Genomic DNA, 14,854 nt, shown 5'->3' on the forward strand with positions numbered 1-14,854 from the left:
TCAAACGCTTCGAGGGTAAACAGGCATGACACAGTCCGATTACCAACAGCCCTACATTGAGGGGTACAGCGGCGATCAGCTCGATCCGGGGACGCTCCCTGCCGAGGGGGTCAAGCTGGTTGCGCCGCCGGCCAATCTTTCGCCCAGGGATTATCTGTACTTCTGCATGGATGAAGACCTTCTGGACTGGACCCGCGTTCCGGTTAGCGGGGCTGGCGCCGGGGTGAAGATATCCGTCGCCAAGGAGGTTTTTACCGCTCGACAAGGCAAGGAGGTCACACTGTACTTCCAGGTTTCGACTTCACCGGATGGGGCACGCACTGACTCGGCGAAATGGCACCTGATCCTGGGTAACGCATTCGAAGGAGACGTGCTACTGGATTTGAGCTCCCACGATTACGTCGTTAGCGCCGACAAACCGCCCAAGCGGATCCCTGACTTCGCCCGGCTCATGCGTGAAGCCAGCGGCGGCGTTGCGCCGTACCGCTACGCCAGCAGCGCACCGAAGGTCGCGACTGTCGATGACAGCGGCCAGGTTACCGGCCTCGCCAATGGCGTTTGCGAGATCACGGCTACCGACAGGCAGGAAAAGGTCGTGCGCTACAAGCTGACGGTCAAGGGAATTCGCCGGGTGCATTTTGTTAGCCCCGGATCGGACTGGGCAGGTATCAAGAAGGCTTGTGAAGCGGCCGGGCTGGTACCTGTTTCGTTGAACCGGATCAATCGCCTGTGGAACCTCTACAAGTCCAGCTCCGATGAGCCCAAGCCCCACTGTGTCGGCGAGTACCTGGGGTATATGGGGTACGACTTCTGGACAGCGGACGATCTTGGTGCCGGTACGGCCCGGACTTACGACCTCAATGGCTCCAATGAGAGCAGCAATGCGGGTGCGGTGGATAAGAGTGAATACCGGCAAGTAATGGGGATGGACCCCGGCTGAGGCGCCAGTTTCGCTAGCGGTCATGCTCGTTCACGCGGCACCACCATCAATGCCTTGTATTCCCTAAGGCGCGGTGACCAGCTCAGGATATCGCGAGTTCTGGAACTCTACATCGGTACACCGATTCCGGTGGCCATCAGCACCGTTGTCGACAGCTGGGGCCAGGTTGCCGACGGCGGCATCAGCGTCGACACCGCTGTTACAGTTATCGGCACCGCACGGGCGGCAATGGGCGTCGAGCTTTTTGACGGTGCGACCCTCCTCGGGCGAGCCGGGGCGAACGAGCAAGGCAGGTGGCGATTCCCGCTGATGGGTTTGATGCCGCGGCGCTACGACCTCAAGGCCAAAGCCCTGTATGGCAGTGGTACGGAATCGCAGGTCTGGAGCTTTACCGTGGTCACCCAGGTGATCCCGAGCATCACTCGCGTGGAAGACTCGCGGGGTGATGTCGCCGATGGCGGTTCAACGGTAGATACAGCGGTCACCCTTTCGGGCAGGGCCAGTGCCGGGCTGGAGGTCGAGATTTTCGAGGGCACGCAGTCCTGGGGAGTGGTACCTGTGGATGGCGGGGGTAACTGGCGTCTGCCAAGAACCGGGCTGGCGGTCAGAGGCTATAGCCTGAGGGCCAAGGCCAGGTACGGGGACGAGTGGGTGTCCGAGGTGCGGAGCTTCCAGGTGGTGGCCGAGGTACGCCCGAGCATCACCAGCGTGACAGACTCCAGGGGCGAACTGGCCGAGGGGCAGACGACGGTCGATACCCGGATCATCGTGTCGGGCAAGGCCAGCATCGACCAGTCTCTAGAGGTGCTCGATGGGCTGGTTGTGCTGGATACCGTGCGTACCGATGCCCAGGGCAACTGGACGCTGACCCTCAGCGACCTGGCGGTCAAAGCCTACGTGATCAAGGCCAGGGCGCTGTATGGCAGTGGCGCGGAATCGGCCGCGCGCAGCTTTCGCGTGGTCGACTATGTGTTCCCGACCCTCGACAGCGTCACGGATTCGAGAGGCGAGGTCGCCGATGGCGGCGCCACGGTCGATACCTCGCTCACCTTGGGCGGCAAGGCCAGTGCGAACGAGCAGGTGGAGATATTCGAAGGGGCGGTATCCAGGGGCGTTGTCCGGGTCAGTGCCAGCGGTGACTGGACCCTGCGGCTGAACGGCTTGGTGGCCAGGACCTATAGCGTCAAGGCCAGGGCGCTGTATGGCAATGGTGAGGAGTCGGCGCTGCGGACGTTCACGGTTTATGTCGATATCAAGCCGAGTATCACCAGTGTCAGAGATTTGTGGGGTGAGGTGGCTGAGGCGGGGGCTACGGTGGACACCTCGGTGACCCTTGCCGGTAAGGCTAGCATCAGCCAGCAGGTGGAGCTGTTCGACGGTACGACGTCGCTGGGCCGGGTAACGGCGAACGCCAGTGGCGATTGGACTCACCGGCTGCAGGGGCTCGCGGTTCGAACCTACGGACTCAAGGCCAAGGCGCTGTATGGCAGTGGCCAGGAGTCGGATATCCGTTCGTTCAGGGTAGTGGCAGAGGTGGCACCGACCATTGTGAGTGTGAGGGACTCCAACGGGGTGGTGAACGAAGGCGGTTTCACCTTCGATTCTCGCGTCACTTTGTCGGGCAAGGCGAGCATTGACCAACGGATTGAAGTCTTCGATGGGGGAACGTCGGTCGGCACGACAGCGGCAAACGGTTCGGGCGACTGGACCCTGGTCATGACCGGTCTGACGGTCAGGCACTACAGCGTCAAGGCCAAGGCGCTGTATGGCAGTGGTCGGGAATCGGCGCCGCGGACCTTCGAAGTTCGCCAGGGTGCTACACCAGTTATCACCCGAGTCGTTGACAGCAACGGCGCTGCGATCGGCAACGGAGATCGTACCTATTCGACGGCGGTGACGTTGCATGGTACTGCGCAAGGAAGTTTGCAGGTGCAGATCCTGGACAACGGGGTGGCGAGACAAACGTTAACGGTTCCTGGCAACGGTAATTGGCAGGCAGCGCTCTCCAGTTTGTCAATCGGGCAGCATGCTTTCACGATCAAGGGGCTCTACGGCAGTCAACCGGTGTCTGCGCCTTGGCGGGTGATTGTCGAAGCGCGGCCGCCGTTGGTAATCGACACCAGCCCCATGCTCCTCAATGGCGTGATATATGTGCGGGCCGATAACGGCCAGGGCCCCAGCCGCCGCCCGGTCAATACCTCCCGGCAACGACTGGCGTCGGGTGGCACGCCGCCGCTTCGCTACAGTTCGAGCAACGCCAATGTGGCCAGTGTGGATGGCAGCGGGACGGTGATGTCGCGAGGTAATGGTTCGGCAACCATTACCGTGAGTGACAGTGCAGGGCAGTCCAGGAGTTACAGCGTGACCGTGCAGAATGTCCGCAGGATGAACTTGATGGGCGCGTCACAATACATTGTCGGCTGGGATCAGCGTCTGTTTTTGTCGGAGTTGCGGGAAATCTATAACCAGTATGGGGGCGGTGGGCTGGCCCAGATCGGTTGGCCTGGCGGCAGGTACTGGTCGAGGGATCAGCGATTGATTTTCAATCCGTTCCCCAGATCGCAGGCCGCCTTCAAGGATATGAATGGCGGCGGGGAGGGTTGGGAAGCGCAAATCGGGCCGCTCTACTACGGCATTCGCTTGAGTTGAGAGGGCGCGAGGAAAAAGCCCTTGCCGAGCCTGATAAGGGCCGGCAAGGGCCCCGGGCAGTTGCTTTTGCTACTGCGGAAGTCATTGATTTAAATAAATTTATACAAAGGAGTTGACGAGCTTTCATCGCATCCCTAGAATGCGCGCCACTTGCAGCGTAAAGCACACAGCAAAACGCGGCAGGGAGTGAAGTTGTAGTGTGTCCCCTTCGTCTAGTGGCCTAGGACACCGCCCTTTCACGGCGGTAACAGGGGTTCGAGTCCCCTAGGGGACGCCAATGCGGGAATAGCTCAGTTGGTAGAGCACGACCTTGCCAAGGTCGGGGTCGCGAGTTCGAGTCTCGTTTCCCGCTCCAAATTTGGCGTCGCAGTATTCAGGTACTGCATGCATTGGAAACAAGGTCGTTGGCCGTGTTTCTGTCCGGTATAACCGGTTGCTGTATTTTGCGGGAATAGCTCAGTTGGTAGAGCACGACCTTGCCAAGGTCGGGGTCGCGAGTTCGAGTCTCGTTTCCCGCTCCAAATAAAGAAACGCCGTTCAATCGAACGGCGTTTTTTTTTTCGTCCTGATTTTATTGGGGCTTCTTTGCGGCAGGGCATCTTTCAGCCCTGCACACCTTTACAACTCAGTGCTTGCTGTCGTCGTCCGACATGCTCAGCAGTTGTTTTTCCTGGTTCCAGTCAAACGGTTCGTCGTTCTGCTCCGCTTCGTAGCGGCGCTCTTCCAGGGTCTGGTACATCTGCTGCTCTTCGTCGGGCATGTAATGCAGGCAGTCGCCGCCGAAGAACCACAGCAGGTCACGTGGCACCAGGTGGGCGATTTGCGGGTAGCGCTGGATGACCTGGCACATCAGGTCTTGACCCAGGTAGACGCTCTCGGGATCGACGGGCATCTGCAGCATCAGGTCGTCGAAGCGCTCCAGGAACAGCGCGTGGCTTTCTTCCGGCACCTGCTCGGCCTCACCCAGGGCAACCAGAATGGTGCGCAGGTGGGTAAGCAGGGCGAGATGGTATTCCAGGCGATCGGTAGCCATGCTGGCAGTCCTCATGAGCAAAAACGGGCGCGGGAGTATACGGCTCCCGGCGCCCGATGTCCCGGTCGTTAACGAATTTTGCCGGGGCTGGGCAGCAGTTCTTCTTTGCTGAAGGCATCGACATCAATGACGCGGCGCCGGGCTGATTCGGCAGCCTCCAGGCTTTGTGCTTCTGTGACCTGAAGGACGCCAGCGCGCAGGGCGGCATTGATTGTCGATTCACCGGGCGTCGGGCTGACCTGGCCAGTCTTGAGGGCCTGACGCAGCTTCTCATGCAGCGGTGCGCACTGGTCGAGCAAGGTGCAGGCCTGCTGCAGGGCGCCCACCGGGTCGTCGGCATCCTGCGGGCGATAGCAGCCCGTAAGCAATTCTTCCAGTGCCGGGTCGCCTTTGGCGCGACCAATCAACGCGGCCACTTCGGCATCCAGTGCGTCGCTCGGGCCGGTGTGTCGACGGCCGAACGGGAACACCACCAGGCGCAGGGCGCAGCCAAGGAAGCGGTTGGGGAAGTTGTCGAGCAGACGGTCCAGCGCTTTTTCGGCCTGGCCGAGGCTTTCTTCCAGGGCCCAGCTCAACAGTGGTTGCAAGTGCTCCGGTGAGCCAAGGTCGTGATAACGCTTGAGTGCCGCCGAACTCAGGTAGAGGTGGCTCAGTACATCGCCCAGGCGTGCGGACAGGCGTTCGCGACGTTTGAGTTCGCCACCGAGGAGCATCATGCACAAGTCGGCGAGCAGGGCGAAGGCTGCGGCCTGGCGATTGAGCGCGCGGAAGTAGCCCTGGCTCAAGGCATCACCCGGGACCCTCTCGAAGTGACCCAGGCCCAGACCGAGGATCAAGGTGCTGGCGGCGTTGCCGACGGCGAAGCCGATGTGCTGCATCAGCAGTTGGTCGAACTCGTTGAGCGCCTGGTCGTGGTCTTCGCGCCCGGCCAGGGCCATTTCCCTGAGCACGAACGGATGGCAGCGGATGGCGCCCTGGCCGAAGATCATCAGGTTGCGCGAGAGGATGTTGGCGCCCTCGACGGTGATGAAGATCGGTGCGCCCTGCCAGTTGCGTCCCAGGTAATTGTTCGGGCCCATGATGATGGCCTTGCCGCCGTGCACATCCATGGCGTGCTGGATGCACTCGCGGCCACGCTCGGTCAGGTGGTACTTGAGAATCGCCGAGAGCACCGAGGGCTTTTCTCCCAGGTCCACCGCCTTGGCGGTGAGCAGGCGGGCGCTGTCCATCAGGAAGGCATTGCCGCCGATCCGTGCCAGGGATTCCTGGATGCCCTCGAAAGCGGCCAATGGCACGTTGAACTGTTCGCGTATCCGCGCATATTGGCCGGTGACCAGGCTGGTGTACTTGGCCGCGCCGGTGCCCACCGCCGGCAGGGAGATCGAGCGGCCGACCGACAGGCAGTTCATCAGCATCATCCAGCCTTTGCCGAGCATGTCCTGGCCGCCGATGAGGAAGTCCAGCGGCACGAACACATCCTTGCCGCTGTTGGGCCCGTTCATGAACGCGGCGCCCAGCGGCAAGTGGCGTTGGCCGATCTCGACACCGGGGGTGTCGGTCGGAACTAGCGCCAGGCTAATGCCCAGTTCCTCTTCTTCACCCAGCAGGTGCTCCGGGTCGTAGGCCTTGAATGCCAGGCCCAGCAAGGTCGCTACCGGGCCGAGGGTGATGTAGCGTTTTTCCCAGTTCAGGCGCAGGCCGATGACTTCTTCGCCCTGCCACTGGCCTTTACAGATGATCCCGGTGTCGGGCATGGCGCCGGCATCGGAACCTGCCAGCGGGCCGGTGAGGGCGAAGCAGGGAATTTCCTCGCCACGTGCCAGGCGTGGCAGGTAATGCTGGCGTTGCTCGTCGGTGCCGTAATGCAGCAACAGTTCAGCCGGGCCGAGGGAGTTGGGGACCATGACCGTCGAGGCCAGGTCGCCACTGCGGGTCGCCAGCTTCATCGCCACCTGCGAGTGCGCATAGGCCGAGAAACCTTTACCGCCATATTCCTTGGGGATGATCAGGGCAAAGAAGCCGTGCGACTTGATGTGTTCCCAGGCTGCGGGTGGCAGGTCCAGGTCCTGGCCGATCTGCCAGTCACTGACCATGGCGCAGAGGGCTTCGGTGGGGCCGTCGATGAAGGCTTGTTCTTCTTCGCTCAGCTCGGCTTTGGAGTAGCCGAGCAGGGTGTTCCAGTTCGGGCGGCCGCTGAACAGTTCGCCATCCCACCATACGGTACCGGCATCGATGGCCTCGCGCTCGGTTTGCGACATCGGTGGCAGGGTGCGCTTGAACCAGCCAAACAGCGGGCCGCTGAAGATTTTGCGACGCAGCTCTGGCAGCAGTACCAGTGCAGCCTTGGTCGCCAGCACCAGCCAGAGGAGCGCCAGCAGCCAGCCGGGGGCGTGGCTGAAGATGCCCATCAGCACCACATACCCCGCCAGCACGGCCAACGCCGGCACGGCGGCAATGCGCCGGTGGGCAAGATAGGCCGCACCGATCACCAGAACCACTAACCACAACAGCAACATAGTCTTTCCTCCGTGAAACCTAAGGGCCTTCTGCGATCCATCAGAGCTTAGACGGCATCCGGCAATCGGCTTGTCAGAACAGTGACAGGCTGTGGCCGCAGGAGTTCGCCTTGAGGCGTGGGCGATTGTCAGGGTGAACGCCTGGGGTAGACTGAGAGACCGCACATCCATCAGGACGACGTTATGCTCAAGATCTGGGGCCGGAAGAATTCGACCAATGTCAGGAAGGCGCTGTGGTGCGCGCAAGAGTTGGGGCTGGAGTATGAATCGATCGATGCCGGTGGTGCCTTTGGCCTGGTCAACGAGCCTCAGTACCGCGCGCTGAATCCCAATGGCCTGGTGCCGATGATCGAAGATGACGGCCTGGTGCTCTGGGAGTCCAATGCCATCGTGCGTTACCTGTCGGCGCAGTATGGCAGTGAGTCGGGCTGGTACGAGGCTGATGTGCGCAAGCGTGCCGAGGCGGACAAGTGGATGGACTGGGTGACATCTTCCCTGGCTACACCGTTTCGCCCGTTGTTCTGGGGCATCCTGCGCACGCCTGCAGATCAGCAGGACTGGGTCGCGATCAATGCCGCGCACAAGACCTGCGCGCAGCTGCTGTCGATCGCTGACCAGGCCTTGGCGCACAGGCCTTACCTGTCCGGCGAAGAGCTGGGCATGGGCGATATTCCGCTGGGCTGCTTTGCCTATGCCTGGTTCGAGATGCCTATCGAGCGTCCCGAAATGCGCCACCTGCGTGCCTGGTATGAGCGTTTGCAGGAGCGCCCGGCCTATCAGGCAGCGGTCATGACCGCGCTGACCTGATCACTACGGTTAACCTGATAGTTATTATCGATACACATGACTGTACTTGTATGGCCTGGACAAGCACCATGGTCATATTCACTGCGGCCGGCCTGTCCGGTCGCGTCTTGAACCTTTCAAACTGGTACGCGACCCGCTATGAGTTCTGCTCTGTCCATAAGGCAGCTAACCAAAACCTACGGCAACGGTTTCCAGGCCCTCAAGGGCATCGACCTGGATGTCGCCGAGGGTGATTTCTTTGCCTTGCTCGGTCCTAATGGTGCTGGCAAGTCCACCACCATTGGCATTCTCTCGACCCTGGTCAACAAGACCAGCGGCACGGTGAGTATTTTTGGCAACGACCTCGATCGCCGGCCTGCTGCGCTCAAGCGCTGCATCGGCGTGGTGCCGCAGGAGTTCAACTTCAATCAGTTCGAAAAGACTTTCGATATCGTCGTGACCCAGGCCGGTTACTACGGCATCCCGGCCAAGGTGGCCAAGGAACGTGCCGAGAAGTACCTGACCCAGCTCGGCCTGTGGGACAAGCGCGATGTGCCGTCACGTTCGCTGTCAGGCGGCATGAAGCGTCGCCTGATGATCGCCCGGGCGCTGATCCATGAACCGCGCTTGCTGATTCTCGATGAGCCGACTGCGGGTGTGGATATCGAACTGCGCCGCTCGATGTGGAGTTTTCTCACCGAGCTGAACCAGCAGGGCATTACCATCATCCTGACCACCCATTATCTGGAAGAAGCCGAGCAGCTGTGCCGGCACATCGGCATCATCGACCACGGCACGATTGTCGAGAACACCAGCATGCGTGAGCTGCTGGGCAAGCTGCATGTGGAGACCTTCCTGCTCGATCTCAAGGATGATCTGCTTCAGGCGCCGCAACTGATCGGCTACCCGTGCCGCCTGCTCACCCCGAACACCCTGGAAGTCCAGGTGGACAAGGGTGTGGATAACGAAGCGGGGATCACCGGGTTGTTCAGCCAGCTGGCGCTGCAGAACATCGAAGTACAGAGCTTGCGCAACAAGACCAACCGCCTTGAGGAGCTGTTCGTGTCATTGGTCGAGAAAAACCTGGCGAAGGTGGCGGTATGAGTTCGGAGCTGAGCGCCAATCTGGTCGCCCTCAACACCATCGTCCACCGCGAAGTACGTCGTTTCACCCGGATCTGGCCACAGACCCTGCTCCCTCCGGCAATCACCATGGTCCTGTACTTCGTGATCTTCGGTAACCTGATTGGCCGGCAGATTGGCGACATGGGTGGTTTCACCTACATGGAGTACATCGTGCCCGGGTTGATCATGATGTCGGTGATCACCAACTCCTACGGCAACGTGGTCTCGAGCTTTTTCGGCAGCAAATTCCAGCGCTCGATCGAAGAGCTGATGGTGTCGCCGGTTTCGCCGCACACCATCCTGATCGGCTACACCCTCGGCGGGGTGCTGCGTGGTCTGGCGGTGGGGGTGATTGTCACAGCGCTGTCGCTGTTTTTCACTGACCTGCAGGTGCATCACCTGGGCGTGACCATCCTGGTGGTGTTGTTGACCGCGACGATCTTTTCGCTGCTCGGCTTTATCAACGCGGTGTTTGCACGCAACTTCGACGATATCTCGATCATTCCGACCTTCGTCCTGACGCCATTGACCTACCTGGGCGGGGTGTTCTACTCGATCAACCTGCTGCCGCCATTCTGGCAGACGGTGTCGTTGGCCAACCCGGTGCTGCACATGGTCAACTCGTTCCGTTACGGCATCCTCGGTGTCTCCGACATTCGCATAGGCGTGGCTATCAGCTTCATGCTGATTGCCACGGCTGTGCTGTATTTCGGTTGCGTGCGCCTACTGGTCAGTGGGCGAGGAATGCGTAGCTGAGATTTTTTGCTTGCGCCGGTGCCACTGCCGGCCTACCCACCAGCGCCAATAGAGCATGGTCAGGCAGTAGGCCAGGGCACCGAGCAGCAGGCCGCAGACCACCGAACCAAGCAGAAACGGCTGCCACAGGGTCGACAGTTCGCCGGTGATCCATTCGAAGGTCAGTTCCTCCGGCAAGGTTCTGGCCGGGACCTGCATCAGCCAGGCGCCCATCTGGTAGGTGCAGTAGAACACCGGTGGCATGGTGAACGGGTTGGTCAGCCAGACCAGACTCACGGCAATCGGCATGTTGCCGCGCACCAGAATCGCCAGGCTGGCGGCCAGGAGCATTTGCATCGGCACCGGAATGAAGGCCGCGAACAGGCCGACAGCCATTGCCCGCGCCACCGAATGACGGTTCAGGTGCCAGAGGTTCGGGTCATGCAACAGCCGGCCGAGAAAGCGTAAGGATTTGTGTTCCCTGATGCTGGTCGGGTCGGGCATGTAGCGTTTGAAGAGACGACGCGGCATGTAGGCTCTCGACTAGGTGAAGGGGGCAAGTATGCACCGATTCTAAAAAGCCCCCATTACAGACTTTGTGACAATTATTGAGTGAGCTGTCGGCCTCACTGAACTAAGCCTCACAGGGTGGATTTGTTCTGGAGCTGTAAACCATGCGCACAGGGATGTTAGCGCTGGCACTGGGCCTGCTGTGCCTGCGTGTCTTACCGGTTTTGCCATCGGTCGGGATCATCGTTCTGATGGCCCTGATCGGGCTGGGTTGCCTGCCTTGGCGGTCCCGTCCGTTCGGTTTGTTCCTGCTCGGCCTGTGTTGGGCCTGTCTGTCGGCACAGCAGGCGCTGGATGATCGCCTGACGCCTGCGCTCGATGGTCGTACGTTGTGGCTGGAGGGCAGGGTGGTCGGCTTGCCCGCGCACAATGGCCGCTCAATTCGATTCGAACTCGATGCCGCTCAATCTCGCCGTGCGCAGTTGCCGCAGCGCATGCAACTGAGCTGGTTTGACGGGCCGCAAGTGAACAGTGGCGAGCGCTGGCGGCTGGCGGTCACCCTCAAGCGTCCCCATGGCTTGCTCAATCCTCATGGCCCGGATCGCGAGGCCGCCTTGCTGGCCCGGCGTATCGGCGCCACTGGTAACATCAAGGCCGGGGAACGGCTGACGCCAGCCGAGGGTGCCTGGCGCGACGGGGTGCGCCAGCGCTTGTCGGGTGTGGATGCCCAGGGCCGCGAGGCAGAGCTGGTTGCCCTGGTGCTGGGTGATGGCGCGGGCCTGGCCCGGGACAGCTGGCAAGCGCTGCAGGCGACCGGCACCGTGCACTTGTTGGTGATCTCCGGGCAGCATATCGGCCTGCTGGCCGGACTGGTCTATGGCCTGATTGCCGGTTTGGCGCGGTTTGGACTTTGGCCGCAGGCCTTGCCTTGGCTGCCCTGGGCCTGCGGTGCAGCCTTTTCCGCCGCATTGGGTTATGGCTTGCTGGCCGGTTTTCAGGTGCCGGTCCAGCGCGCCTGCATGATGCTGGCGGTGGTGCTGCTCTGGCGTTTGCGCTATCGCCACCTGGGGGTGGGCTTGCCGTTGTTGCTGGCACTCAATGCCGTGTTGCTGTGGGAGCCATTGGCCAGTCTTCTGCCAGGGTTCTGGCTGTCTTTCGCCGCGGTTGCGGTGCTGCTCTTCACGTTCAGTGGCCGGCTTGGCGCCTGGAGTCCCTGGCGCGCGTGGGGGCGGGCGCAGTGGTTGATCGCTCTGGGATTGCTGCCAGTGTTGATCGCATTGGGGTTGCCGGTCAGTCTCAGCGCGCCGCTGGCCAACCTGTTCGCAGTGCCCTGGATCAGCCTGGCGGTGCTGCCATTGGCATTGCCGGGAACCCTGCTGCTGCCCGTGCCGTTTGTGGGGCAGGGGTTGCTCTGGCTGGCAGGTGGGCTGCTTGACGTGCTGTTCGGGCTGCTTGGGCAACTGGCCGAATGGCAGCCGCCCTGGACACCGGAGTCGTTGTTATGGCCACTCTGGGCATTGCTCTGGTTGGGGACAGTGTTGCTGTTGCTACCCCGTGGCTTGCCAATGCGTGTGCTCGGCTGGCCATTGCTCCTGCTGGCTGTCTTTGCGCCGCGAGAGCGGATACCGCACGGCCAGGTGGAGGTCTGGCAGCTGGATGTCGGTCAGGGCCTGGCGTTCGTGCTGCGCACCCGGCAGCACACGATGCTGTACGACGCCGGGCCTGCACTGGGTGAGCATGACCTGGGCGAGCGGATCGTGTTGCCGACCTTGCGCAAGTTGGGGGTGCAAGCGCTGGACCTGATGTTGCTCAGTCATGCCGATGCCGATCATGCGGGCGGCGCCCTGGCGATCAAGCGCGGCCTGCAAGTGCATCAGGTGCGCGGCGGAGAAACAGCGCGCCTGGCGCCAGCTTTGCAGGCGCAGCCCTGTGTCAGCGGCGAGCGCTGGCAGTGGGACGGCGTGAACTTTTCGGTCTGGCAATGGCAGGGCGGTCGCGACAGCAACCAGGACTCCTGCGTATTGCTGGTCGAGGCGGGTGGTGAGCGGTTGTTGCTGGCCGGCGATCTCGATGCCGCTGGCGAGCGGGCCTGGCTCGGTGACTGGCAAGCCACCCGGCTCGACTGGTTGCAGGCGCCGCACCATGGCAGTCGTACCTCGTCCAGCCAGGCGTTGCTGGCCGCCACGGCGCCGCGTGGCGTATTGATTTCCAGAGGTCGTTACAACGCATTCGGCCATCCTCATGCCGAGGTCATGGAACGCTACCGGATAAATGGCATCGAAGCCTTCGACAGTGCCGTGCACGGTGCGCTGCGCTTGCGTCTTGGGACTTTCGGCGAGCCTCTGGGGCTGCGCAGCCAGCGGCGCTTCTGGCGAGACCCGAGTTGACGACCTTCGGCAGATGAGCGTCCAAGGGTCCTATGGTAAAGTGGCGGACTTTTTCAAGGGGATGCTAACTGTGTGGGAATTGGTCAAGTCCGGTGGTTGGATGATGCTGCCGATCATTCTGAGTTCCATCGCCGCCATGGCTATCGTCGCCGAGCGTCTCTGGACCCTGCGCGCCAGCCGGGTCACTCCACCGCACCTGCTGGGTCAGGTATGGCTGTGGATCAAAGACAAGCAGCTGACCAGTGACAAGCTCAAGGCCCTGCGCGCCGATTCGCCGTTGGGCGAGATCCTCGCCGCGGGCCTGGCTAACTCCCGGCATGGTCGCGAGATCATGAAGGAGTGCATTGAAGAAGCCGCAGCCCGGGTAATCCACGAGCTGGAGCGCTATATCAATGCCCTGGGCACCATTGCCGCGATGGCACCGTTGCTTGGTCTGCTCGGCACTGTGCTGGGCATGATCGATATCTTCAGTGCGTTCATGGGTACCGGCATGACCACCAATGCCGCGGTGTTGGCCGGCGGTATCTCGAAAGCATTGATCACCACCGCAGCCGGTCTGATGGTCGGTATTCCGTCAGTGTTCTTCCACCGTTTCCTGCAGCGCCGAATCGACGAACTGGTGGTCGGCATGGAGCAAGAGGCGATCAAGCTGGTCGAAGTGGTGCAGGGCGACCGTGATGTCGACCTGGCCGAGGGCAAGGCGTGAAATTCCGGCGCAAGGCACGGGAAACCGTGGACATCAACTTGGCGTCATTGATCGACGTCGTGTTCATCCTGCTGCTGTTTTTCGTGGTGACCACCACCTTTACCCGCGAAACCCAGCTGCGGGTCGAACTGCCGGAGTCGGTCAGCGGTGCGCCGGCACCCGACAGCGAGCTCAAGCAACTGGAAATCACCATCAGCGCCGATGGCGTCTATTCGCTGAACAACAACCTGTTGCCCAAGAGCGATCTGGCGACGCTGACCGAAGCCCTGCAGAAAGAATCTGCCGGTGACACCAAACTGCCGTTGTCGATCAGTGCCGACGGCAAGACCCCGCACCAGGCGGTGGTCACTGCCATGGATGCGGCCGGCAAGCTCGGTTTCAGCCAGTTGCGCATGACCACGGTCGAGGCTGCCCAAGGAACACCTTGATGGCCTTTGCTGATCGCCTGCTCAATGCCTGGTACGCCGGGCATCCAGCCCTGGGTTTGCTGCGCCCGCTCGAAGCGCTCTATCGCCGGGTAGTGCTGCGCAAGCGCGCGCGCTTTCTCAGTGGCGAAAGTCAAAGTTACCGCGCTCCGGTGCCGGTAATCGTGGTGGGCAATATCACCGTTGGTGGCACCGGCAAGACTCCGATGATCCTCTGGTTGATCGAGCATTGCCGGCGGCAAGGCCTGCGCGTCGGTGTGGTTAGTCGTGGCTATGGCGCCAAACCGCCGCAGTTGCCCTGGCGGGTACGCGCTGAACAAAGCGCGGCCGAGGCCGGGGATGAGCCACTGTTGATCGTCCAGCGCAGCGGCGTTCCGCTGATGATCGATCCGGACCGTTCGCGCGCCGTGCAGGCGTTGCTGGCCAGCGAGCCAGTGGACCTGATCCTGTGCGACGACGGCATGCAGCATTACCGCCTGGCCCGTGACCTGGAGCTGGTGCTGATCGATGCAGCCCGGGGCCTGGGTAATCGCCGCTGTCTGCCCGCAGGTCCTCTGCGCGAGCCGGTGGAGCGTCTACAGGAGGTGGATGCACTGCTCTACAACGGCGCCACAGCGGATCGTGACGATGGCTATGCATTTGCCCTCAAGCCAACCGCGTTGGTCAACCTGCGTAGCGGCGAGCGCGTAAGCGTCGAGCACTTCCCGGCGGGTCAGGCGGTCCACGCGGTTGCCGGCATTGGCAATCCGCAACGTTTCTTCAATACCCTGCAGGGGCTAAACTGGCAGCCTGTGCCGCACCCGTTTGCCGATCATGCCGAGTACAGCGCCCAGGCCCTGAGCTTCAGCCCAGCGCTGCCGCTGGTCATGACCGAGAAAGACGCAGTCAAATGCCGTGCCTTTGCAGCGGACGACTGGTGGTACCTGGCGGTCGATGCTGTGCCTTCACCGGCCTTTGTGGCCTGGTTCGACGGCCAGCTTGAGCGATTGTTGCAGGCGCCACCGCAGCCCTGATTCTTTTCTTTTTCCGGCCACTGGCCTGAG

12 protein-coding genes and 3 tRNA genes are annotated in these 14,854 nt (G+C 61.7%); 12 read left to right on the forward strand and 3 right to left on the reverse strand.

All coding sequences use genetic code 11. The annotated features are described in order from the left end of the window. Nucleotides 1-25 precede the first annotated feature (25 nt). The 5 genes from ACVI9W_RS19690 to ACVI9W_RS19710 all read left to right on the forward strand — a co-directional run bounded on the left by ACVI9W_RS19690 (nt 26) and on the right by ACVI9W_RS19710 (nt 4,110). Nucleotides 26-940, forward strand: a complete 915-nt coding sequence (locus tag ACVI9W_RS19690) for an Ig-like domain-containing protein (protein ID WP_461530913.1) — start codon at nt 26-28, stop codon at nt 938-940. A gap of 129 nt (nt 941-1,069) precedes the next feature. Further along, nucleotides 1,070-3,589, forward strand: a complete 2,520-nt coding sequence (locus ACVI9W_RS19695; RefSeq protein ID WP_461530914.1) for a hypothetical protein — start codon at nt 1,070-1,072, stop codon at nt 3,587-3,589. 201 nt (nt 3,590-3,790) lie between these two features. Then, a tRNA-Glu gene (locus ACVI9W_RS19700) sits at nt 3,791-3,866 on the forward strand. Between the two features lie 2 nt (nt 3,867-3,868). Then, nucleotides 3,869-3,944: transfer RNA gene (locus tag ACVI9W_RS19705), tRNA-Gly, on the forward strand. A 90-nt stretch (nt 3,945-4,034) separates the two neighbouring features. After that, nucleotides 4,035-4,110: transfer RNA gene (locus ACVI9W_RS19710), tRNA-Gly, on the forward strand. 104 nt (nt 4,111-4,214) lie between these two features. On the opposite strand, the gene ACVI9W_RS19715 is transcribed toward ACVI9W_RS19710, so the two are convergent. Then, the gene (locus tag ACVI9W_RS19715) at nt 4,215-4,622 is read right to left on the reverse strand and encodes a PA2817 family protein (protein ID WP_038608535.1); all 408 of its coding nucleotides are present in this window, start codon (nt 4,620-4,622) and stop codon (nt 4,215-4,217) included. 68 nt (nt 4,623-4,690) lie between these two features. Further along, nucleotides 4,691-7,138 (reverse strand): acyl-CoA dehydrogenase, encoded by a 2,448-nt coding sequence (locus ACVI9W_RS19720; RefSeq protein WP_461530915.1) that lies wholly within the window; start codon nt 7,136-7,138, stop codon nt 4,691-4,693. 183 nt (nt 7,139-7,321) lie between these two features. Here ACVI9W_RS19720 and ACVI9W_RS19725 point away from each other — a divergent pair, with 183 nt between their 5' ends. The 3 genes from ACVI9W_RS19725 (at nt 7,322) to ACVI9W_RS19735 (ending at nt 9,804) form a co-directional block, all read left to right on the forward strand. Beyond that, on the forward strand, nt 7,322-7,945 hold the full coding sequence (locus tag ACVI9W_RS19725; protein ID WP_461530916.1) for a glutathione S-transferase family protein: 624 nt from the start codon (nt 7,322-7,324) through the stop codon (nt 7,943-7,945). A 138-nt stretch (nt 7,946-8,083) separates the two neighbouring features. Then, nucleotides 8,084-9,028, forward strand: a complete 945-nt coding sequence (locus ACVI9W_RS19730) for an ABC transporter ATP-binding protein (RefSeq protein WP_422418331.1) — start codon at nt 8,084-8,086, stop codon at nt 9,026-9,028. Continuing rightward, the gene (locus ACVI9W_RS19735) at nt 9,025-9,804 is read left to right on the forward strand and encodes an ABC transporter permease (protein WP_038608546.1); all 780 of its coding nucleotides are present in this window, start codon (nt 9,025-9,027) and stop codon (nt 9,802-9,804) included. The genes ACVI9W_RS19730 and ACVI9W_RS19735 overlap by 4 nt, the downstream gene beginning before the upstream one ends. Here the strand turns inward: ACVI9W_RS19735 and ACVI9W_RS19740 are convergent. Next, the gene (locus ACVI9W_RS19740; protein ID WP_461530917.1) at nt 9,772-10,314 is read right to left on the reverse strand and encodes a DUF2062 domain-containing protein; all 543 of its coding nucleotides are present in this window, start codon (nt 10,312-10,314) and stop codon (nt 9,772-9,774) included. The genes ACVI9W_RS19735 and ACVI9W_RS19740 overlap by 33 nt on opposite strands. 143 nt (nt 10,315-10,457) lie before the next feature. Here ACVI9W_RS19740 and ACVI9W_RS19745 point away from each other — a divergent pair, with 143 nt between their 5' ends. The 4 genes from ACVI9W_RS19745 to lpxK all read left to right on the forward strand — a co-directional run bounded on the left by ACVI9W_RS19745 (nt 10,458) and on the right by lpxK (nt 14,824). Next, nucleotides 10,458-12,680, forward strand: coding sequence for a DNA internalization-related competence protein ComEC/Rec2 (locus ACVI9W_RS19745; protein ID WP_461530918.1), 2,223 nt, complete (start codon nt 10,458-10,460; stop codon nt 12,678-12,680). Between the two features lie 70 nt (nt 12,681-12,750). Further along, nucleotides 12,751-13,386: a MotA/TolQ/ExbB proton channel family protein gene (locus ACVI9W_RS19750; RefSeq protein WP_038608555.1), complete on the forward strand. Its 636-nt coding sequence runs from the start codon at nt 12,751-12,753 to the stop codon at nt 13,384-13,386. Then, nucleotides 13,383-13,814, forward strand: coding sequence for an ExbD/TolR family protein (locus ACVI9W_RS19755; protein ID WP_157191723.1), 432 nt, complete (start codon nt 13,383-13,385; stop codon nt 13,812-13,814). The genes ACVI9W_RS19750 and ACVI9W_RS19755 overlap by 4 nt, the downstream gene beginning before the upstream one ends. After that, the gene (gene lpxK, locus ACVI9W_RS19760) at nt 13,814-14,824 is read left to right on the forward strand and encodes a tetraacyldisaccharide 4'-kinase (RefSeq protein WP_461530919.1); all 1,011 of its coding nucleotides are present in this window, start codon (nt 13,814-13,816) and stop codon (nt 14,822-14,824) included. The genes ACVI9W_RS19755 and lpxK overlap by 1 nt, the downstream gene beginning before the upstream one ends. Nucleotides 14,825-14,854: the final 30 nt, after the last annotated feature.

Source organism: Pseudomonas sp. 210_17 TE3656 (assembly GCF_054821965.1).